Here is a 19,369-nt window from a genome sequence, read left to right as displayed (position 1 = left end):
AATCAGTGATGCGTCCGCTCAACAATTTCAAGTCCGGCAGCCGAAATCCTTTTTTTGATTAAATCGATGTGCGGGCACAAATATTCGCCGTCTTTTCCTTTGCACATGCAGGAAGCGAGGTGAACGGCAGTCGCCCCGTGTTTTTTGACGGATTCGCATAAACGGGTCACGCGTCTTCCGCTGCAGCCGCCGCAGGTAAATACGGCAATCAGGGTGTCGGTTTCATCGTAATCTTTGAAATAAGCGGTTTTGTTGTTAAAAGAATTCATACAGGCAAACCCGGGACAGGTTTCGGAAACAATGTTGCAGCGGATAATTGCAATTTTTTGAGAAGGCATTTTTTCACCGTAAATTAACGAATTCAAAAGATTCGGAATTGATACAGAACGATACAAAGAATGATACATACAGAGAATGATACAGAGAATGATACAGAGAATGATACAGAGAATCAATAGAATAATGAAGAATATGAAAAAGATGGAAAATATAAGAAATAAACGGATGCCGCATTATTTGGGCACCCGTTTGTTACATGGTTGTGTCTTTCGTTTTTAATATTTTATTTCATACAAGACTCGTTTTTGAAGTTCCTGTTTTTCCGTTTTTGATTTTAGTTCGTTTTTGGATTCATTGATTCGTTTTTGAGGATATGATGAATCAAATCCGAAATCAGAGACGATCAATCAGAGACGATCAATCAGAGTGTAATTAATCTCTTCATGTCGGATTCGACATCAGTGTTTTTGCTGACATTAAATGTCTTGACCAAAACATCCAGAACATCGGGGGAGATGCAGGCCGGAAGTGTCGGGCCGATCACGATGTTTTGAACGCCGAGCGAGAGAAGCGATAAGAAGACAAGCGTTGCTTTCTGCTCGTACCAGGCGATGTTGAAGACAAGCGGCAAATCGTTGACGGTTTCAACGCCGAACGCTTTGGCGAGCTCAAGAGCAATCACGACAAGCGAGTAGCAGTCGTTGCACTGTCCGGCATCCAAAACGCGCGGAATGCCGCCGATGTCGCCTAAGTCCAATTTGTTGTATCTGTACTTCGCGCATCCGGCCGTCAAAATAACCGTGTCGTGCGGAAGCGCTTCGGCAAATTCGGTGTAGTATTCGCGCTCTTTTCGGCGTCCGTCGCAGCCGGCCATCACAACAAACTTTTTGATATCGCCGGCTTTCACCGCTTCAACCACTTTGTCGGCAACGGAAAGCACTGCAGCGTGCGCAAAGCCGGTCATCACCGTTCCGTTTTCAAGCTCTTCGGGCGGCGGGCATTTCTTGGCCAGCTCAATAATTTCAGAGAAATCCTTGCTGCCTTCGGCATTGGCGGGAATGTGTTTTAATTGTGCTTTGTCATCTGCGTAGCCGACCATATTTGTCGTGAACAGTCTGCCGGCATAGGTTTCTTTCGGGGGCACAAGACAATTTGTCGTCATTAAAATCGGGCCGTTGAATTTTTCAAATTCCGATTTCTGGTGCCACCAGGAATTGCCGTAATTGCCGACGAAGTTGTCATATTTTTGGAAAGACGGATATCCGTGCGCCGGAAGCATTTCACCGTGCGTGTAAACGTCAACGCCGGATCTTTTTGTTTGTTCCAAAAGCATTTCCAAGTCTTTCAAATCGTGTCCGCTGATCAAAATGCCGGGATTTTTACCGACACCGGTTGACACTTGAGTCGGGACAGGGCTGCCGTAAGCGCCGGTGTTGGCCGCATCCAGCATGGACATAATTTTAACGCCGATGCTTCCACATTCCATTAAAAGCGCAATCATGCCGTCTTTGTCGGGATTTCCGAGCGGGGACGCGTCAATCGTTGAGACAAGCGCTTTTTCAATGAACTGATAGACATCTTCACTTTCGGAGCCGAGAATGTGCGCGTGCATTCCGTAAGCGGAAATGCCTTTCAAACCGTAGATTAAAGTTTCCCGAAGCGAGCGTGTGTCAATGTCGCCGATTGACAAAACACCGATTTCATCCGCTGTTTTTGCCATTAATTCGTCATAAGTAATGGTCGCGACATTCGGCGCTTGCGGGCCGGGCGGCGCGCCGTCGTGAACCGCATTTCGGACAACATCGCGGCGGTCAAGCGTTTCCTGAATTTTGGTTTCAAAATACGCGCCGTCGAAATTGACATTGGTCAGTGTTGAAAATAAAGCTTCCATGACAAACGGGCCGAAATCGGGATCATTACACCCTTTTTGGCGGCCGCGGCTGTTGCAGAAGGCATATCCTTTCAGCGCATAAATTAATCTGTCCTGAAGGACAGCGACTTCACCTTTTTTACCGCACATGCCGTTCATTGTACAGCCTGTGCCGTTCATTGTTTCTTCACATTGATAGCAGAACATTGAAAATTCCTCCGGAATTGATGTTTTCGTTTTAATTCCGTTTTCCGTTTTTATATTAATATCTGCATATTAATAAGTTCGCACGAATAAGTCCGCACAAATATATTTTGTATTTTACATTTCAAAGATTCTCAAGAATTGTTTCAAGAATTATCTCAAGAATTGTCTCAAGAATGATCTCAAGAATTGTCTCAAGAATTGTCTCAAGAATTGTCTCAAGAATTGTTTCAAGAATGATCTCAAGAATTGTTTCAAGAATTGTCTCAAGAATTGTTTCAAGAATTGTCTCAAGGATTTGTCCGCAATTGAATGGATGGACGGTATCCTTTCGATACCAGATATTATGAAGATATTCATTTAAATAGTAAGAAGTTTCATATCGGATACTATGAAGGATTGTACAATTTATAAAATAACGGATCTCGTCGGCAAAAAATGGACGCTTTGCATTCTTCATGAGCTTTACAAAGGAAATGTCTGCGGCAAAAGGTTCAACGAATTGAAAGGACAGCTCAACGACATCACGCCCAAAACATTGTCAACGCGCCTGAAAGAAATGGAACAGGAAGGCTTGATTCAAAAAACGGTTGACTCATCGGTTTTCCCCGTCAAATGCGAATATTCGCTCACGGAAAGCGGAAAAGAACTTGTCGAAATTGTCCAGGCACTCAAAGACTGGGGCAACAAATGGATCGTTGACAACGAAACCTGCCGCCGGACACTTTGCATTGAATGCGGCAATTGATATTCTATCGGTTTGCTTGTTTGCCTGTTTGTTTGCCTGCTGCCTTTTTGTTTGCGCGGCTCACCCGCGCGCGTACAGCATAAGTTTTTGAAATTGAAAAAAATCCGATCGCGGTTTTATTGAATAGCGGAAACGGAGCGAAAAACCGAAAGCAGGATAAGAGATAAAGAAAAACAGATTATAAAAACAGATTAGAATAGATTATAAAAATAGAATAGAAAGAAAATCGGAAGAAATCGCTGCGGCAGCAAGAGGTGGTCGCTGATTTGCAGGCAATTCCTTCCGAATTAAAGTTGCTCGGCTATGTTTCAGGTCCTCGGATTGGCGACGTCGGAACCTCAAAGCCGGCAATCGTGTTGTTTTAACAAGCCGAACGGGTGGCATGTGAAGGCCTGTTAAAACAATCGTTTAGATTATCGTTTTCATTTCTGTTTTTCATTCCCGTTTAATTTTTATTCCCAATTGTTTTCTTATTTCTGTTTAACGTTTCATTTTTGTTTAACGTTTCATTTTTTCTTAATTTCCACTGTTTTGAGCTCGTCTTTGGGGTGCTCCGTTCCGCCGCAGCAGCTGCCGCTTGATTTAGAACAGCCGCCGCCGGAAGAACAGCCGGTGCACCCGGTTTCGCCGCGCAGAAGCTTTCGAATTTGGCGGAATAAAAGATACGCCGCAAAGAGAAGTAAAGCATAAACCAATAACTGCGGAAGCAAAGATGCAATTTCTGCCATTTTCATGCCCCCGATTCGCTTTCAAAAAGCGTGACAATTTCATTTAAATGAATACCGCCGACATGAATACCTTCAAAGCGCATATCCGTTAAATGAATGCCAAACCCGGCGCTGCTGAAATGAATGCCTGTCATTTTGAATCTCCTGAATTTATTTGAATGTTTATCGAATGCCGGCGGAACCGGAAAGCTTCCCGCTTATTTGGAGGAAGCTTTCCCGGAAACCCGGCTGAGTTTTTTGTTTCGATTTTATTTTTGATTTTTTTTGATATTTTTGTTTTTGATTTTGAATGGCTTGAACTTTGGAATTGTTTGAGCCTTTGAATGATTATTTTTTAATTCATCTTTCATCCGTCACATCAAATACTGAACAACCAGCAGACCGACACGGTAGACGACAAATGCTGCGACATAGGCAATCGCTGTCTGATAAACGGCTGCGAGGATGGCCAATTTCCAGCTGTTGAGTTCACGCTTAATCGTTGCGAATGCTGCCAAACAGGGCAGGTAAAGCAATGTGAACACCATGAAAGCCAGCGCAATAACCGGCGTAAAGAGCATTTCAAAGTCTTCGGGCGTGTATAAGATTTCAATCGTCGAGACGACCGCTTCTTTGGCAATGAAACCTGTAAAGAGAGACATTGCAGCGCGCCAGTCACCGAATCCGAGCGGCTCAAAGATCGGCGCAATGACCGTTCCGACAACACCCAAGATACTGTCTGCCGAATCTTCAACAGCGCTGAACGAAAAGTCATAGCCCTGCAGGAACCAAATCAAAACGGATGCCAGGAAGATGATTGTACCGGCCCGGATGATAAATCCGCGTGTCTTTTCCCAAATGTGTTTGAGATAGGTGTACAAATCGGGAAGACGGTACGGCGGCAATTCCATAATGAACGGAGAGGACGGACCTTTGAAGATCGTTTTCTTCAGGAGCCAGGCAGAGCCGATGGCAACGAGAATGCCGAGCAGATACAGGAACAGCATGGTGAGCCCGTAATGGTTGGAAAAGAACACACCGACAAACAAAGCATAAATCGGCAGGCGTGCGCCGCATGACATGAACGGTGTGATGAAAATGGTTGTTTTGCGGTCCATTTCATTATCCAGCGTTCGGGCCGCCATAACGGCGGGAACGGAGCAGCCGAATCCGAGAATCAGCGGAATGAAGCTTTTTCCGGAAAGGCCGATGTATTTAAAGATGCGGTCAAGCAGGAAAGCGACACGGGACATATAACCGGTGTCTTCCATAAGCGTGAGGAACATGAAGAGAATGAAAATCTGCGGAACGAATGTCAAAACACCGCCGACACCGGCAATGATACCGTTGACCACGAGGTCGATCATCCAGTCGGCTGTTCCGGCTTCGGTAAACCACTCTTCGACAAATTCGGCCAGCGTTTCATTGAAGAAAACATCAATCCAATCGGTAAAAATACCGCCGACTGTAAATGAAAGTTGAAATACGATAAACATCAGGACTAAGAAAATCGGGATGCCAAGCCATTTGTTTGTCAAAATGCCGTCGATTTTCGAAGTTCGATCCTGCTGAACTTGCTTTTCTCCTTCGCGAACCGTTGCCGATACGATTTTTTCGATTTCACCGTAAATCTCGGCGGAATGTTCGTCATAATCAATATTGTCGGCATTTTTCAGAAGCGCGGGATCGAATTTTTTCTTTTCGAACGACTCTTCGGAAAGGACTTCTTTGTTTTCGGAAGCGGGAATTTCCTGCGGGTTGTCTCCGAAATATTTGTAGCTGTGATCCAAAATATCGTTGGCTTTTGCGATTAAACGTTCTACGCCGCCTTCGGCGACTTTGGATGATTTGTATCCCATTAATTTCGCGACTTTGGAGGAGAAGCTTTTTCCTTCAATCGCGGAAATCGGAATGATCGGAACACCGAGCAGTTCGGACATTTTTTCAAAATCAATGACTGTGCCGTTCTGTTCAACTTCGTCCATCATGTTCAGCGCGACAATCATCGGGCAGCCCAGTTTTTTGAGCTGGAATGTCAGATAGAGATTGCGCTCCAGGTTGGTGGCATCAACGATGTTGATGACCAAATCGGGGTTTTCATCCACGATATAATTGCGGGCGATAATTTCTTCCGCGGAATAAGGGGTTAAAGAATAGATGCCGGGCAAGTCAACGACATTGACGGTTTCTTTGACGGTTTCTTTGTCGCCGTCGTTTTTACCGCTTGTACCGGGTTTTATTTTTGTGTAAGAACCGACTTTTTTCTCAATCGTGACGCCGGGCCAGTTGCCGACTTTTTGATTGGAGCCTGTCAGGCGGTTGAAAAGCGTTGTTTTGCCGCAGTTAGGGTTGCCGGCAAGCGCAATGGTGTATTTTGCAAGATCCGCCATTTCAGAAAGCACCTCGAGAGGATTTTTTGGCATTGCCGTTCTTGTTTTTTCCGTCCGCGTCTTTCATTTCCCGAACATCTTCTACAAAGATGCCGGCCGCTTCTTTTTTGCGGATTGAAAGCGTATAGTTTCTAATTTTCAATTCGACCGGATCACCGAGCGGTGCGATTTTAACGACATCGATTTCAGTCCCCGGTGTGACGCCCATGCATAAAAGGCGATTTTTCAAAATATTGTTGCCGCCGATGTTCACAACCTTACAGGAACATCCCGGCTTCACATTGTTTAATGTTTCTGCCATGCCAATCACTAATGTTTATTGCTGTATTATTCTGTCATTTATGCCAATCGTTTTGCGCAATCCGTTCTGTTCTGACTGCGGTTTCATAAAAAACAAAGATTTACTTTAAATCCGAATGCCAATTCATTGCACTTCATGAAACTTGCTGTGATTCGTTGAAGTTCACTGCATTTTGATGAAGTTCACTGCATTTTGATGAAGTTCACTGCATTTTGATGAAGTTCACTGCATTACCCATTGAAATTCACCGCAATTCATCGAACTGCTGCTCAGTTGAGAATCAATGAAATAATAATGAAATGAATGAAAATGAAAACATTGTATTGAAGAAAAGAAACCGGCCTGTCAAACAAGCCGGTTTTCTTTTTTTCGGAGTTATCTGCTTTCAAGTTTTTGGGGTGGATTATACGTTTTTGTTTTTGAAATGATTGAATGAGACACGTGGTGTCATTCGTTTTCTCACATACTTTTTTTGGAAAAAATCACAGTTTCCTGCAATCTCTGCCAAGGGTTGAAATAAGCCAAATAAACAAAAAACGAAACGGATCAAGAAATAAGGTAAAAATTAATGACATGAAGAGAGGGTTTTCAGAGAGGCAATAATTTTTGAACTGATCTTATCATTTTTCGTTTATTCAAAATATTTCGGTTAGACGAAAACAAATCTTAATCAAACATTAAAGTATATAAATCTGTTGAATGAAAAAACGAATTTATTTCGGCACTTCTAAATTCATTTCACACTTAAAAAACAGCATATTGAATCCGTTTATAAGAATATTCACACAACCAAAATGTATTCGAAAACAACCGGATTTGACAGAAATGACTCCGTTTTCTTTAAGGCAGGAATTTAATATTAAAACCGCCTTCTGAAATAATTATGGATTTAGAAGGATACGCAATGCGGCTGCTGTCGGAAAATGAGCCGGCGGCGCAGCAAAAAGGCAAGGAAAAAGTCAAGGAAAAATTAACGGAAAAATTAACGGAATTAAAAGATATTTCCGAACCGGAAGCCGACGCTTTTGCCGCGGCGGTGATTCGGGAAGCACAGGCCGCCCTTTCTGCGGCCGGCGATGTTTTTGAATATCAAAAAAGCGGCGCCTCAATGGGCGCGTTCGGCGTCGGTTCGCGCGGCGCCGGGGATTTTTATGTTCACAAAAAGATCGGCCAGGTGATCGGAAAGACGTCGGCGGTTTTGGATTCTTCAAATTCGGATGATTCGGGCGTTGTCGAAATTTCCGGAAAATCTGATTACCTGGTCGTCACGGTTGACGGCATGCATTCCCGTCTCAGCGCGTTTCCGTTTTTGGCCGGCTTTCATGTTGCAAAAGCCGCGCTTCGGGACATTTACGTGATGGGCGCAAAACCGTCCGCCATGCTTTCGGACATTCATGTCGCCGACGACGGTGACGCGGCAATGATTTTTGATCATCTGGCGGGCATTTCCGCCGTTTCCGACCTCTCGGGAATTCCGCTCGTGACCGGAAGCACGCTTCGAATCGGCGGCGACATGGTCATCGGCGAGCGGATGACGGGCTGCGTCGGCGCTGTCGGAACGGTTGAGGCCGAAGGCTTGACCGCTCGGAATCGGGCCGTTCCCGGCGATCTTATCTTAATGACGGAAGGAACCGGCGGCGGCACGGTGACGACGGCCGCCGTTTATTCCGGCTACGAAAAAGCCGCCGAAGTCGTTGACAAAACATTAAACATTGATTTTTTAATCGCGGCGCAGGCGCTTTTGGATTCAAAAGACAAGCTTCACACAAAAATCCATGTCATGACCGACGTGACAAACGGCGGCGTCCGCGGCGACGCGTATGAAATTTCGAAAGAAGCAAACGTTCGCCTTGTTTTTGAGGACAGCGCGCTGATTCGCTGCGTTGAGCCGACCGTCCTGGAAATGTTTGAAAAACTCGGAATTGATTTCCGCGGCGTCTCAATTGATTCCCTGCTTGTGATTTGCCCCCCAAAGACCGCGGAAAAAGTCATTCAAGAAGTCGAAAAAACAGGCGTAAAAATGTACATTGTCGGCCGCATTGAAGAAAAGCAGAACGGCAAATTCGACACCGCGCTGATTTCAGACAACGGCGAAAAAGAATTCAAGCCGCTGTTCCGGGAAGCCGCCTATACGCCGCTGAAAAAAGTCATCGGCGAAAAGACGCCCCCCGATTTTGAAGAAATGAAAAAAGGAATCGACACGGCGGCCGATGCGGCGATTAAAAAGAAAGAGCGGATTGTAAAAAGAATCAAAAGCCGAAAATGACCGTTTTTTGAATTTGATTCAAAATCGAGGGACGGTTTTGAATAGGATTCGAAATCGTGAGATAGGATGATTTTGAATACGATTCGAAATCGCGGGATAGGATAGTTTTGAATTTGTTTTAAAAATTGTGCCGTTCGCGCGCGGCAAAGCGGCGGCGGCAGCTGACAGGCCGGCAAATCGGCAACTGTATTGACGGAATCGGCAAGGTAATCTGTGCAAACGCAAACAATAAGGTAGCGGCAGCAAACGGAAACAGTAAGGTAGCTGTGCAAACGGAAACAGTAAGGTAATCTGTGCCCACGCTCGCGTAGCGAGCGGATGTGATAAGAATGAGATGATGCACATGGAAACGCATCTCTCTGTGCAGACAGCAGCGGCAGTACACATAGATAAAGCAGCAGCACACACAAATAAAACAGCGGCAGCATACACAGATGAAGCAGTGCGCTGCAAAAAAGACGGTTTTTTGTTTTAATTGAAATCATTTGGTCCATCTCCAATCTTCCTAATGCTTGCTGCGCTCACAAAATTCAGATTGGAGGGGCGGTTCACGGGTTTTCATTTCATTTAATTACAAACCGAAACATCGTTTTCTTCAAAAATTAAAGAAAAACGAACCCCGTTTTCTATTTCTTTATTTCATGGAAGAGGGGGTTCGGGTTTGAAAAGTTATCAAAAACGATGTTTCGTTTTTAATAAACAAAACAAGAAAAGCAAAAAAGGAAAAACAAACAAAGAAGAAAAACAAACAAGAAAAACAAACAAGAAAAACAAACAAGAAAAACAAACAAGAAAAACAAACAAGAAAAACAAACAAGAAAAACAAACAAGAAAAACAAACAAGAAAAACAAACAAGAAAAACAAACAAGAAAAACGAACAAGAAAAAAAGAAAAATGAAATAAAAATTAAAAAAGCGATGAATAATTGAGAAAATTATTCTTCTGAAACCGCGTCCTTTTTGGCCGTCTTTTCTTTCTTGCCGGCATCCCGCTCAGCCTTATCAATTTCCCTGAGGCCGCCGATAACTGCGTCATACTTTTCGCAGACGCGCTTGATTAAATTGCCGGACTGATTTTTATGCGTCGGGAAGACGACTTCGCCTTTTTTGACCTTCTTGCCGCCGCTTGACTTGCCGTAATCGGGAGACACAACAATACCGTCAACAGAAAGACCGATGCCGAGTTCACCCAAAAGTTTGGCAGACATTTCCGTTGCCGGACTTGCTTTTGATTTGACCATCAGCGCTTTGTTTCTGTAAATTTCCTGAAGCTCTTTCAAATCCGTGAGATTTTCTTCCTTCTTGGATTGCTTCCCGAAACGCGTGAAGTTTTCGCCGAGTTCTTTTTCAATCAAATGAATGTCCTCGATCAAATCCCCGAACGTCGTCGAAGACATCTCCAAAACCGTGCCGCCGTAAGGCGGATTTAAATCGCCGAGCTTTTCGGCGTAACCTTTGGCCATCACCAAAATGTCCGTCTCTTCCAGAATCTGCAAATCACTTTCGCCCGGCTGATACGGATTGACAACCTTATAATTCGTAATGCCGCACATACGCATCACCGATTCATACATTTCAGTGACCGCCAGCCTTTTCCTCGAAGAAAAACTCGAAATGTCGCTTTGACCGCCCTGCGCGCGGTAAATTTCAACCATTTTATTCCGGACATCCGCCGAATCATTCGAAGCGATTCCGAAATATTCCGCAAACAGCTTCGTCGTCGTTATCATCTTCGTTCGCCCGTGCGGTTTCAGTTCAATAAAACCGCGCTCGTGAAGCTCGTTGATGTGTTCGTAAGCATTGCCGCCGCGCATGTCAGCGACTTCCGCCTTTGTAATCGGCTGATGATAAGCAATAATTGAAAGCGTCTTTAACTGCGGCGTCGTCAGCTCCTTAGGCGCCACATCCTTGACCTTTTCCGCATATTCCGGCTTAATCTGCATCACAAAACGCCCCGACAAATCCGCAATTTCAATACCCGACCCGCGCGACTTATAACCCTCCTGAAGTTCGGCGACCAACAGCGTAATTTCCTTTTTGGAAAGACCCGAAATTTTCATTAAAGTCTCGGCCGTCACCGTGCTGCCGGCAGCAAATAAAGCGGCTTCGATAATTTGTTTTGCAGTATTTTCCTCTGTCATAATACCATCAGATTAAACTCAATTCTTTTGAATGTCGGATGCCGATTCAATTCCGGAAGCCGTTTCAATTTCAGCAGCCGTTTCAATTTCAGCAGCCGTTTCGGCTTTTGCGGCGTTTTCAGAATTAGCGACTATTCCGGTTCCGGCAGCCTTTCCGATTTCAGCAGCTGTTTCGTATTTGGCAACGGCTTTTGTTTCAGCTTCGGCTTCGACCGCCGTTTCGCTGCCTTCAAAAACAGCATCAAACGGATACACATAAAGCGTTCCGTAAATTTCCTTTTGGTACAGCATGATTTCCTTCATGACCGCCAAGAACAAAAGCGTAATGTAATCCATAATTCTGTCGGCGCCGTCAAACGTGAAAATCTCGTCCAGCGTGACAAATTCCTGTTTTTTAAAGAACTGACGGAGCAAATCCATAAGCGTTCCCGTTCTCTTTAAAATCGCCTCGTCGTGCGCGATGTTCATCACATCTTCCGTCGTCAGCTCGACATCAATGTAGCGGCGGTTGCTTTCCGTTCTCAGGTGTTCCCGTCTTTTGACAACATCCTTTTCCGCTTTCTTCAGCTCGTCAATCAATTCCTTCAGCGTCACCGGACGGCGGGCAGATCTTCGGACCGGCAGAAGCGGCATATTGAATTCGTTGATGTCGAATTCTTCCTCATAATCACCCTCGTCTTCAAAGAATTCCTCTTCAAACGCCTCTTCCTCGCGGAACAGACCCGTTGATTTCATACGCAGAAGAACGCAGGAATAAAGAAGCGTCCGTCCCGAAATGCGGAGATCCATCTGCTGAAGCTCTTCGATTTTATTGAGGAAAGTATCGGTCACCTGAACAATATCAATGTTCCACGGATCTATTTTATCATTTTTGGCCAGCTCGACCAAAATCTCAATCGGTTCGTTGCCGATGAAAGACGAAAAGTCAAGACTGTCGACGTTGATACCGCTTTCGGCCAAACTGTCGCCCAAAGAATCAATAAAATAAGATTTCGCGTTTTCGTTTTTCATGATATCGTCCGATTTATGATCGGATAAGTCTAATCTGTCTTCATTTATAAGAATTGAGTCGATTTCAGTACTCATGCCGACTTCACCCCCGTGATACTGGTGGTTCCTTCAAGCTGCGTCACGCCGATGATCCTGTCGGATTGTTCAAGCATCGGCTTGCGCAAAGAAATAACGATAAACTGCGCGACTCTCGCGGACTTTTCAACACGCTCGGCGACACGCTCAACGTTCCAGCCGTCCAAATTCTGGTCGACTTCGTCAAAAACATAAAACGGCGCCGGCCTGTAACCCTGAATCGCAATAATAAACGCAAGAGCGGTCAAACTTTTCTCACCGCCCGACATCGCTTCCAAACGCAGAATATTCTTGCCCTTAGGCTGCGCGTGAAGCGTCATGCCGCCGGCAAACGGATCATTCGGATTTTCCAGAATCAGCTCGCCGTGGCCGTCGGCAAGTTCAAAAAACACCTGCGTAAAATTCTCGTTGATGCCGTTGTAAGCTTCCATAAACGTGTCCCGCTTCAGCTTCTCATACTGGTCGATGCGGGTGAGAAGCTCTTCCCGCTCATTAAACAGCGTGTCGCGGCGCCCGGAAAGCTCTTCCTTGCGGTCATTGACGGCATCATACTCGTCAATCGCGCGCATATTGACAGGCTCAAGCGCTTCCATCTCCTTTTCAAGAGATTCAATCGTAATGTAAACAGTCTGGTAAGACGGAATTTCCTCATCGTCGGCGATTTCATCCAAACCGCGCTCCTTGACTTCATTGGACAAATCGACAAATTGCTTTTCAAGCGTTTGCTTCGTGAGGAAACACGCATCTTTGTGGCGCCTGACTTCCTCATAAGAAAAGCGAATCTTTTCCGACTTCTTGCGCGCGTCATCCGCCTTCTGTTCCAGCGCTTCACGCCTGTCGCGGAGTTCCTTTAATTCATTCGTAATTTCAAGTTCGCGCTCTTCATTTTGGCGCTGCCGTCCTTCATGTCCGGCAATTTCAGCCATAAGCGCGGCAATATTGTCTTTTCCGGTCCGTTTCTTCTCTTCCAGCTCTTCCAGTTCCGTTTTCGTTTCCTCAATGATGCTTTCGGCATGCTGCTTGGCAAGCTCGACCGCGTTCATATCCGATTTAATATCGCTGAGACGCTCTTTCAACCGCTGAATTTCATCGTCAATGCGCTGCGCTTTTCTGCGGAATTCTTCCAGCTCGGGATTGTTGAGTTCGGCTTCAATTTCCTGAATTTCCGCTTCCAGCGCTTTTTGGACTTCCTCTTTGGCTAAACGCTGTTCAATGACCTCATTCATTTCCTTTTTAAGCTGCTCGCGCTCTTCGCCGAGGGTGTCCAAACTGCTTTGCTTGGCGCCGAGAATCTCAGAAAGACGGTTTTCGCGGTCTTTGATTTCTTCAATCCGCATTTCCATCTTGGAAATCTCATTTGAAATCGCCGCAATTCTTTTGCTGCCGGCATTGATTTTGGATTCCAGGTCAGTCGTTTTCGTAATCATTTCCTCACGCTTGACATAAATCTGACGGATTTCGCTGCCGAGCGTATCCAAACGATCGCGTTCGGTCGCCGCGAATGAAACACGCGATTTCTGAGAAACAGAACCGCCGATCATGGCGCCGCTCTTCTCAAGCGTATCGCCGTCAAGCGTCACCATTCTGTACCGCCCGAGTGACCGGCGCGCATTTTCAAGCGTGTCGACAATCACGGTGTCGCGGAAAACATACCAGAAAGCCGGCTCATATTCATAATCGTAATCAATCAAATCAACCGCGTAGCCGACAAATCCGGGAACTCTGTCCGACAAATCCTGCAGTTCGCGGCGGTTTTCCATTTTGTTGAGCGGAAGGAATGTCGCACGCCCGAGATTTTTGCGTTTGAGATAGTTAATCGCATGTTCGGCGTCGGCATCCGTTTCAACAATGATTGCCTGCATCTTTGCGCCGGCGGCAATTTCAAGCGCCTTGGCGTAAGTCTGATCGGCGCGTCCCAAATTCGCAACGGCGCCGATGATGCCGTAAAGATCTTCGCGTTTGGACGCCTTGATAATTTCTTCAACGGCATGAGAATAAGTGCTGCCGACTTCGGTTGCGCGGACGCGCGCTTCAATAATTTCGAATTCTTTTTCTTTTTCCAAAATTTGGTTTTCGAATTTCTTTTTTTCGTCCGAAAAGCGTTTGTGCGCGGACTCCAGATCGTCCGTGTCTTTTTTGAGCTTGTCGGTTTCTTCTTCCAATTTTGAAATTTCGTATTCCGCCACTTTGGTGTCGCTGCCGGCATTTTTGGCATTTTCTTCGGCATCCGTGATTTGGTCTTCAATGTCCTTGATTTCCGATGCTTTGCGGCGCAGCGCATCTGTCAGGCGGTCTTCGTCCCGAATGAGCTGGTTCTTTTCATTCTTAAGCTGCTCCAATTCCTCCCGCTTCCGGTTGGAAACGGAGGTTTGTTCGGCGAATTTCTTGTCAATTTCGGCAATCTTGGACGCCAAAATGACTTTTTCGGTGTTCCTGTCCGACTGTTCCTTTAAAACAGCGTCTTCCTTCCTTTTTTCGTCCGCGAGCGTTTTTTCATGCTCTTCGATTTCTTTCTTCCGGGAATCGATTTTCACAAAAAGGTCGCGGCGCTTGGATTCAAAACCGCTTTCTTCACGCTCTAAAACGCCGATGCTTTCTCTGGCGCGCGAAATCTGTCCTTTGATTTCTTCGATTTCTTTTTTAATCCGAATCTGTTCGTCTTCGCCTTTTTGACGGATTTCCGTGTTCAGCGCGTTCAATTCGGATTCCGCTTCCGCCTGTTCGGCTTCGCGCTCCTTAATCTTCTCTTCACTTTCCGCTTCCAGCGCCTCATACTTCAGAATCTCGTTTTCAACATTGACGAGTTCTGTTTTCGCATCTTTTAATTTGGATAAAATCAAATAACCTTCATACTTCTGCTTCTGCTCGCGAAGCGTTCTGTATTTCAGCGCGTGTTCTCTTTCTGAAGACAGGCGCTCTAACTGCGCGGTGACTTCTTCGATAATGATGTCGATTTTCTCAATCTGCTCTTTGACAATGTCCAGTTCTGCAAGCGATTTCTGTTTCTTCTCGTCAAACTCGGAAACGCCCGCGATTTCATCAATGATTTTTCGGCGTTCAATCGGACTCATTTTCGCCGTAATCTGGGAAATGTCGCCCTGCATCACCACATTATAGCCTTCAGGCGTCACGCCCGCCTTGCCGAGCAATTCATGAACTTCGGTTAAGCTGACCGCTTTTCCGTTAAAATAGTAATAGCTGTAATAATTGTCCTTCGTCTGTTTGATTTTTCTGGAAATCTCAAACTCGTCGGCTTCGACCGGCGCTTTTCGGTCGGTGTTGTCAAAAGTAATCGTCACCTGCGCAAAATCGGGCTGTTTGGACTTGGCGTCGTTAAAAATTAAATCCGTCAATTTGTCGGCGCGCATTGTTTTGGAGCCGGAAAGGCCGAGCGCAAAGAGAATCCCGTCGATAATGTTGGATTTTCCGCTGCCGTTCGGTCCCGAAATCGCCGTAAAGCCTTCATAGAAAGGAATCTTTACCTTCTTTCCGAAGGATTTAAAGTTGACAAATTCAATTTCTTTAATAAACACTTATTTTATCTCCCGCGGGTGATGTTTTAAAGCAGCCTCTCTTTCGTTCAATAGGATGATAGAATTTTTTTTCATTCATTTTTTCATTCATTTTTCCATTTATTTATTCCATTCATTTTTTCCATTTATTTCGTTTTCATTTATTTCGTTTTCTTCATAACTTCATTCGTAACTTCATTCGTAAGTAATGATTTCGGTGTCGTCCTCGTCGCTGGAAACAACTCTTTCTTTTAATTCCGACGTCGGCTTGCTGCCGCGGCGGTTTCCGAATTTTCGGCTCCCGATATCTTTTTCTGCGATAATGTATTCGCAGTTGGCATTGTTGTCCTCTTCCGGGGCGGCACGGCCCTGTTTTTGGTTGCTGCCGATGATGTATTCGCTTCTGTCCGGAATTTCCTGCTCTTCGGGCTTGATTTTTTGAATGGTCAGCGGAATGTTTTCAAACGGAGACGCGTATTCCTGTTTCGGCTCCGGTTCCCGAAGCGGAGAAACATCCAAAATTTCTTCTTCGGAATCCGCAAAGTAAAAAGGATCATTTCGGGCCGGAATGGTTTTGGCGGGAACGAATTTCTCGGGCTCGGCATTGTTCTTTTTGGCCGGCACATATTCCTGGTACTCCCAGCCGTCTGCTCTTCCGGAATTAAAAGCTGCGGGCGCAATCGGCGATGCCGGTCCCGACGGTCCGCCGAATCCCGGCGGCTGCGCGGCGCGGCGCGTTTCCTGCGCGGGCGCTGTCTGCGAATAAGCATTGTAAGAAGAAAGAGAGGGGTCTGCCAAAGCCGAACGCTCGGGCGGAAGCGGCTGTTCTGCCGCCAGCGTGTCATACAGACTCTGAACACTTTGGTCGGCAGCCGGGACGGCGGCCGCTTTCACCGTTTCGTCTCGAAACGGTTCGCGTCTGACGGGTTCGCCGCGTCTCATGCTTTCAAGTTCGGCGGCAAGCGCGTTCAAAGTTGTTTTGATGTCAACGATTTCACGGACGATACCGTCCTGCGTTGTTGAAATTTCATGGATGCGCTGTTCGATTAAACGTAAGCGGTCGTACGGGACGGTTTCGGGCTGAAGTTCTTCGCGGATTTCTTCGATGACAGAGCGGCGGGTTTCTTCTGAAATCGCGTTTAAGCGCTCTTCAATCTTTTCATCCAATTCGTCGTAGATTTTCTTTTCGATTTTTTCAGTTCCGCTGTATCTGATTTTTCCTGTCAACTAATCCCTCGATCTCTTTGAATTGTCTTATTGTGGCGTTAATGTGTGATAAAATAGGTGTTTGTATGTAAACTGTTATGTTTATATTATATATATAGCTTACATCCGATTCTGTAGCCTGCATTTTCTTTTTGACGTGTCCTCTTGCACTTTTATGAAGCCTTCCGAGTCCATTATTTTACTGTATTCCATGGCCTCAGTTTCATGTTCTCAGAACCAACTTGATGTGATGTCATATCCCATGTTGCAGAGCACCAAAACGAGAACAAAGCGGATGAATTTTCCGATAATTGTTAAAATGCTGAATTTTTTAAAATCGTAGCGAACCGCACCGGCAACAAAAACAAAAGCATCCCCGATGACAGGAACGGATGTGAACAATAATATCCAGGCGCCGTATTTTTCAAACAGCTTGAGCCCTTTTTCGAATTTATCAGGGTTGATGATTTCAAATTTATCCGAGACTTTTTGAACGCCCCAGTATCCGAAAGCGTAAGTCGTGACGGATCCGAGATAACTGCCGACTGTTGCAACAAGAATGATGCTCCAAAAATTATGTGTCTGGCACATCATGGCAATCAGCAGCTCAGGGCTGAGCGGAATCAGGGAAGCGGCTAAAAGCGCACTGAGGAATAAACTGAGATAGCCGTAATTAAACAAAAAGTCCTGAATAATCGGCCAAATGGTTTCAAACATTTTTTTCTCCTTTTCGAAAAAACCCCACCCTCAAAACGCAAAATGAACAATTGAATAAAATAAATTGCAGCAACCTGTAAACAAACCGTGAACAAATTGCAGATAAATCGTAACATCATGAAATTGGAAACATATTGCAAACAAATCGTAAATTGTGAACATTATTGCAAACAAATCGTAAATTGTGAACATCATTGCAAACAAATCATAAATTGTGAACATTATTGCAAACAAATCATAAATTGTGAACATTATTGCAAACAAATCGTAAATTGTGAACATTATTGCAAACAAATCGTAAATTGTGAACATTATTGCAAACAAATCATAAATTGTGAACATTATTGCAAACAAATCATAAATTGTGAACATCATTGCAAACAAATCATGAAATCGTGAACAAATTGTGAACAATTTACATTAAACAATTAAGCGGATAACAAATTATATAAATGTATATCCGATTTTTGAATTCAATACATATCAGAAGTGACAATTCAATGACAAATAAAAAACTATCTGTCCCTTACGGCAGCGGTCAGCTTTCATTTGAGCTTCCCGAGTCAGCTTTTCTAAGCATCGTTCTTCCGGCAAGCGAGTCGAAATCGGCTGCGGACGCGGATGAAACGGTCAGGGCCGCGCTTCAGGAACCGGTCGGAACGCCCCGCCTGAGCGCGCTGGCAAATCCCGATCAAAAAATTGCCGTCATTATTAACGACATCACAAGGCCGACACCATCGGCTTATTTAATTCCGTTTGTTTTGGAAGAGCTGGCGGCTGCCGGCGTTCCCGACGGAAACGTTACTTTTTATTTCGCGCTCGGCCTGCACCGTAAGCACACGGACGACGAGATTCAAAAACTGCTCGGCCCCGACATTTACAAACGCTTTCAATTTGTTCAGCACGAAGTCGGCTCTTATCCGACGACTTCTTTCGGCGAAACGTCCCGCAAAACGCCGGTTGAAATTTACAGCGACATCCCGAAAAATGATTTAATCATCGGAATCGGGGAAGTCGGTTTCCATTATTATGCCGGCTACAGCGGCGGCGCCAAATCACTTCTGCCCGGCGTCAGCTCCAAAGAATCCGTCATTGCCAATCACAAAATGATGATTGAGAAAAACGCCGTTTCCGGCCGCGTTGACAGCCCTGTCCGCAAAGACCTGGAAGAGGCGGCTGAAATGATCGGTTTGGATTTTATTTTAAATGTTGTTCTGGACAGCCATAAAAATGTTGCTGCGGCGTTTTCCGGCAATTTTATTGAAGCGCACCGCAAAGCGGTTCAAGTGGTGGACGAGATGTACAAAGTCGAAGTCAAACCCGCCGACGCCGTGATTGTTTCCTGCGGCGGCTATCCCAAAGACATTAATTTGTACCAGGCCAACAAAGCGCTTGACAATGCAACGCAGGCCGTCAAGGAAGGCGGGTCAATCATCGTTGTCTCGGAATGCCGCGACGGCATCGGAAACACGGTTTATGACAGATGGAACAAAGAATGCCGAACTGCTGAAGACGCTGTTGCCCGATTCAAAAAGGAATTTGAATTCGGCGGCCACAAAGCCGCGACAACCGCAGCCGCATCACTCCGTTTTAATCTTTATTTGGTCTCGTCCCTTTCCGACGAAGCCGCCGAGGAAGCTTACTTCACCCCGTGCAAAACCGTTGAAGAGGCCGTTTCCGAAGTTTTGGCAAAAAATCCGGATGCCAAATTCCATGTGATTCCGTACGGCGGACAAACACTTCCGGTGATGAAGCCTTAATTTTTTGAACGGCCGGCTTCTGATTTCTTTTTTTCAGTTTTATTTTTATTTTATTTTATGGGTCACGAGTAGAACAGAGGATTTTTCCTTACAATCTTTAAGATTTTTTGATATAAATCTTCATTCCTATAGTTATACCTAAATTCACATTCCTTTAGATGAAGATAAAAATATTTTTTATT

Annotated in this window: 17 protein-coding genes and 1 pseudogene; 5 read left to right on the top strand and 13 right to left on the bottom strand. The window is 45.3% G+C overall.

The window, feature by feature from the left end; genetic code table 11:
* Nucleotides 1–2: 2 nt before the first annotated feature.
* Nucleotides 3–338, bottom strand: coding sequence for a CGGC domain-containing protein (locus MmiAt1_RS00090; RefSeq protein WP_318784880.1), 336 nt, complete (start codon nucleotides 336–338; stop codon nucleotides 3–5).
* Nucleotides 339–700: 362 nt separating this feature from the next.
* Nucleotides 701–2,356 (bottom strand): hydroxylamine reductase, encoded by a 1,656-nt coding sequence (gene hcp, locus MmiAt1_RS00085; RefSeq protein WP_318784879.1) that lies wholly within the window; start codon nucleotides 2,354–2,356, stop codon nucleotides 701–703.
* A 388-nt stretch (nucleotides 2,357–2,744) separates the two neighbouring features.
* Here hcp and MmiAt1_RS00080 point away from each other — a divergent pair, with 388 nt between their 5' ends.
* On the top strand, nucleotides 2,745–3,101 hold the full coding sequence (locus MmiAt1_RS00080; protein WP_318784878.1) for a winged helix-turn-helix transcriptional regulator: 357 nt from the start codon (nucleotides 2,745–2,747) through the stop codon (nucleotides 3,099–3,101).
* A gap of 506 nt (nucleotides 3,102–3,607) precedes the next feature.
* Here the strand turns inward: MmiAt1_RS00080 and MmiAt1_RS00075 are convergent.
* From MmiAt1_RS00075 to MmiAt1_RS00060, 4 genes are all read right to left on the bottom strand, one after another.
* The gene (locus MmiAt1_RS00075) at nucleotides 3,608–3,829 is read right to left on the bottom strand and encodes a hypothetical protein (protein ID WP_318784877.1); all 222 of its coding nucleotides are present in this window, start codon (nucleotides 3,827–3,829) and stop codon (nucleotides 3,608–3,610) included.
* Between the two features lie 2 nt (nucleotides 3,830–3,831).
* Nucleotides 3,832–3,963, bottom strand: a complete 132-nt coding sequence (locus MmiAt1_RS00070; RefSeq protein ID WP_318784876.1) for a hypothetical protein — start codon at nucleotides 3,961–3,963, stop codon at nucleotides 3,832–3,834.
* 219 nt (nucleotides 3,964–4,182) lie between these two features.
* Nucleotides 4,183–6,198, bottom strand: coding sequence for a ferrous iron transport protein B (gene feoB / locus MmiAt1_RS00065; RefSeq protein ID WP_318784875.1), 2,016 nt, complete (start codon nucleotides 6,196–6,198; stop codon nucleotides 4,183–4,185).
* A gap of 1 nt (nucleotide 6,199) precedes the next feature.
* Nucleotides 6,200–6,499: a FeoA family protein gene (locus MmiAt1_RS00060; protein WP_318784874.1), complete on the bottom strand. Its 300-nt coding sequence runs from the start codon at nucleotides 6,497–6,499 to the stop codon at nucleotides 6,200–6,202.
* An 883-nt stretch (nucleotides 6,500–7,382) separates the two neighbouring features.
* On the opposite strand from MmiAt1_RS00060, the gene MmiAt1_RS00055 reads away from it, so the two are divergent.
* Nucleotides 7,383–8,765, top strand: coding sequence for an AIR synthase-related protein (locus MmiAt1_RS00055; protein ID WP_318784873.1), 1,383 nt, complete (start codon nucleotides 7,383–7,385; stop codon nucleotides 8,763–8,765).
* A gap of 118 nt (nucleotides 8,766–8,883) precedes the next feature.
* Here MmiAt1_RS00055 and MmiAt1_RS00050 read toward each other — a convergent pair whose 3' ends face one another.
* Entirely contained in the window at nucleotides 8,884–9,108 is a 225-nt protein-coding gene (locus MmiAt1_RS00050) for a hypothetical protein (protein ID WP_318784872.1), read from the bottom strand.
* On the opposite strand from MmiAt1_RS00050, the gene MmiAt1_RS00045 reads away from it, so the two are divergent.
* Nucleotides 9,109–9,240, top strand: coding sequence for a hypothetical protein (locus MmiAt1_RS00045; RefSeq protein ID WP_318784871.1), 132 nt, complete (start codon nucleotides 9,109–9,111; stop codon nucleotides 9,238–9,240).
* Nucleotides 9,241–9,426: 186 nt separating this feature from the next.
* Nucleotides 9,427–9,669 carry a hypothetical protein gene (locus MmiAt1_RS00040; RefSeq protein ID WP_318784870.1) on the top strand — a complete coding sequence of 81 codons (243 nt, stop codon included), beginning with the start codon at nucleotides 9,427–9,429 and terminating at the stop codon, nucleotides 9,667–9,669.
* A 31-nt stretch (nucleotides 9,670–9,700) separates the two neighbouring features.
* On the opposite strand, the gene scpB is transcribed toward MmiAt1_RS00040, so the two are convergent.
* The 5 genes from scpB to MmiAt1_RS00015 form a co-directional block, all read right to left on the bottom strand.
* Entirely contained in the window at nucleotides 9,701–10,906 is a 1,206-nt protein-coding gene (scpB, locus tag MmiAt1_RS00035) for an SMC-Scp complex subunit ScpB (protein WP_318784869.1), read from the bottom strand.
* A gap of 18 nt (nucleotides 10,907–10,924) precedes the next feature.
* Entirely contained in the window at nucleotides 10,925–11,992 is a 1,068-nt protein-coding gene (locus tag MmiAt1_RS00030) for a ScpA family protein (protein ID WP_318784868.1), read from the bottom strand.
* Nucleotides 11,989–15,525, bottom strand: coding sequence for a chromosome segregation protein SMC (gene smc / locus MmiAt1_RS00025; protein WP_318784867.1), 3,537 nt, complete (start codon nucleotides 15,523–15,525; stop codon nucleotides 11,989–11,991). Before smc ends, MmiAt1_RS00030 begins: the two co-directional genes overlap by 4 nt.
* Before the next feature lie 174 nt (nucleotides 15,526–15,699).
* Nucleotides 15,700–16,731 (bottom strand): hypothetical protein, encoded by a 1,032-nt coding sequence (locus tag MmiAt1_RS00020; RefSeq protein ID WP_318784866.1) that lies wholly within the window; start codon nucleotides 16,729–16,731, stop codon nucleotides 15,700–15,702.
* Between the two features lie 210 nt (nucleotides 16,732–16,941).
* A complete protein-coding gene (locus MmiAt1_RS00015) occupies nucleotides 16,942–17,427 on the bottom strand; it encodes a YqaA family protein (protein ID WP_318784865.1) in 486 nt (161 codons plus the stop codon).
* A 500-nt stretch (nucleotides 17,428–17,927) separates the two neighbouring features.
* Here MmiAt1_RS00015 and larAH6 point away from each other — a divergent pair, with 500 nt between their 5' ends.
* Complete coding sequence (gene larAH6, locus MmiAt1_RS00010) at nucleotides 17,928–19,187, top strand: nickel-dependent malate racemase, LarAH6 family (protein ID WP_318784864.1); 1,260 nt, start codon at nucleotides 17,928–17,930, stop codon at nucleotides 19,185–19,187.
* Nucleotides 19,188–19,249: 62 nt separating this feature from the next.
* On the opposite strand, the pseudogene MmiAt1_RS00005 reads toward larAH6, so the two are convergent.
* Nucleotides 19,250–19,369, bottom strand: a pseudogene (locus MmiAt1_RS00005) (IS1595 family transposase); the annotation flags it as partial.

Origin of the sequence: Methanimicrococcus hacksteinii (assembly GCF_032714515.1) — an archaeon.
Taxonomy (GTDB): Archaea; Halobacteriota; Methanosarcinia; order Methanosarcinales; family Methanosarcinaceae; genus Methanimicrococcus; species Methanimicrococcus hacksteinii.
This window is presented reverse-complemented; position numbering and strand designations above follow the sequence as displayed.

Bases quoted from the DNA above. Each gene is read 5' to 3' on its own strand.
- MmiAt1_RS00090 (WP_318784880.1), bottom strand. From the start codon at position 338: ATGCCTTCTCAAAAAATTGCAATTATCCGCTGCAACATTGTTTCCGAA.
- hcp (WP_318784879.1), bottom strand. From the start codon at position 2,356: ATGTTCTGCTATCAATGTGAAGAAACAATGAACGGCACAGGCTGTACA.
- MmiAt1_RS00080 (WP_318784878.1), top strand. From the start codon at position 2,745: ATGAAGGATTGTACAATTTATAAAATAACGGATCTCGTCGGCAAAAAA.
- MmiAt1_RS00075 (WP_318784877.1), bottom strand. From the start codon at position 3,829: ATGGCAGAAATTGCATCTTTGCTTCCGCAGTTATTGGTTTATGCTTTA.
- MmiAt1_RS00070 (WP_318784876.1), bottom strand. From the start codon at position 3,963: ATGACAGGCATTCATTTCAGCAGCGCCGGGTTTGGCATTCATTTAACG.
- feoB (WP_318784875.1), bottom strand. From the start codon at position 6,198: ATGGCGGATCTTGCAAAATACACCATTGCGCTTGCCGGCAACCCTAAC.
- MmiAt1_RS00060 (WP_318784874.1), bottom strand. From the start codon at position 6,499: ATGGCAGAAACATTAAACAATGTGAAGCCGGGATGTTCCTGTAAGGTT.
- MmiAt1_RS00055 (WP_318784873.1), top strand. From the start codon at position 7,383: ATGGATTTAGAAGGATACGCAATGCGGCTGCTGTCGGAAAATGAGCCG.
- MmiAt1_RS00045 (WP_318784871.1), top strand. From the start codon at position 9,109: ATGGAAACGCATCTCTCTGTGCAGACAGCAGCGGCAGTACACATAGAT.
- scpB (WP_318784869.1), bottom strand. From the start codon at position 10,906: ATGACAGAGGAAAATACTGCAAAACAAATTATCGAAGCCGCTTTATTT.
- MmiAt1_RS00030 (WP_318784868.1), bottom strand. From the start codon at position 11,992: ATGAGTACTGAAATCGACTCAATTCTTATAAATGAAGACAGATTAGAC.
- MmiAt1_RS00015 (WP_318784865.1), bottom strand. From the start codon at position 17,427: ATGTTTGAAACCATTTGGCCGATTATTCAGGACTTTTTGTTTAATTAC.
- larAH6 (WP_318784864.1), top strand. From the start codon at position 17,928: ATGACAAATAAAAAACTATCTGTCCCTTACGGCAGCGGTCAGCTTTCA.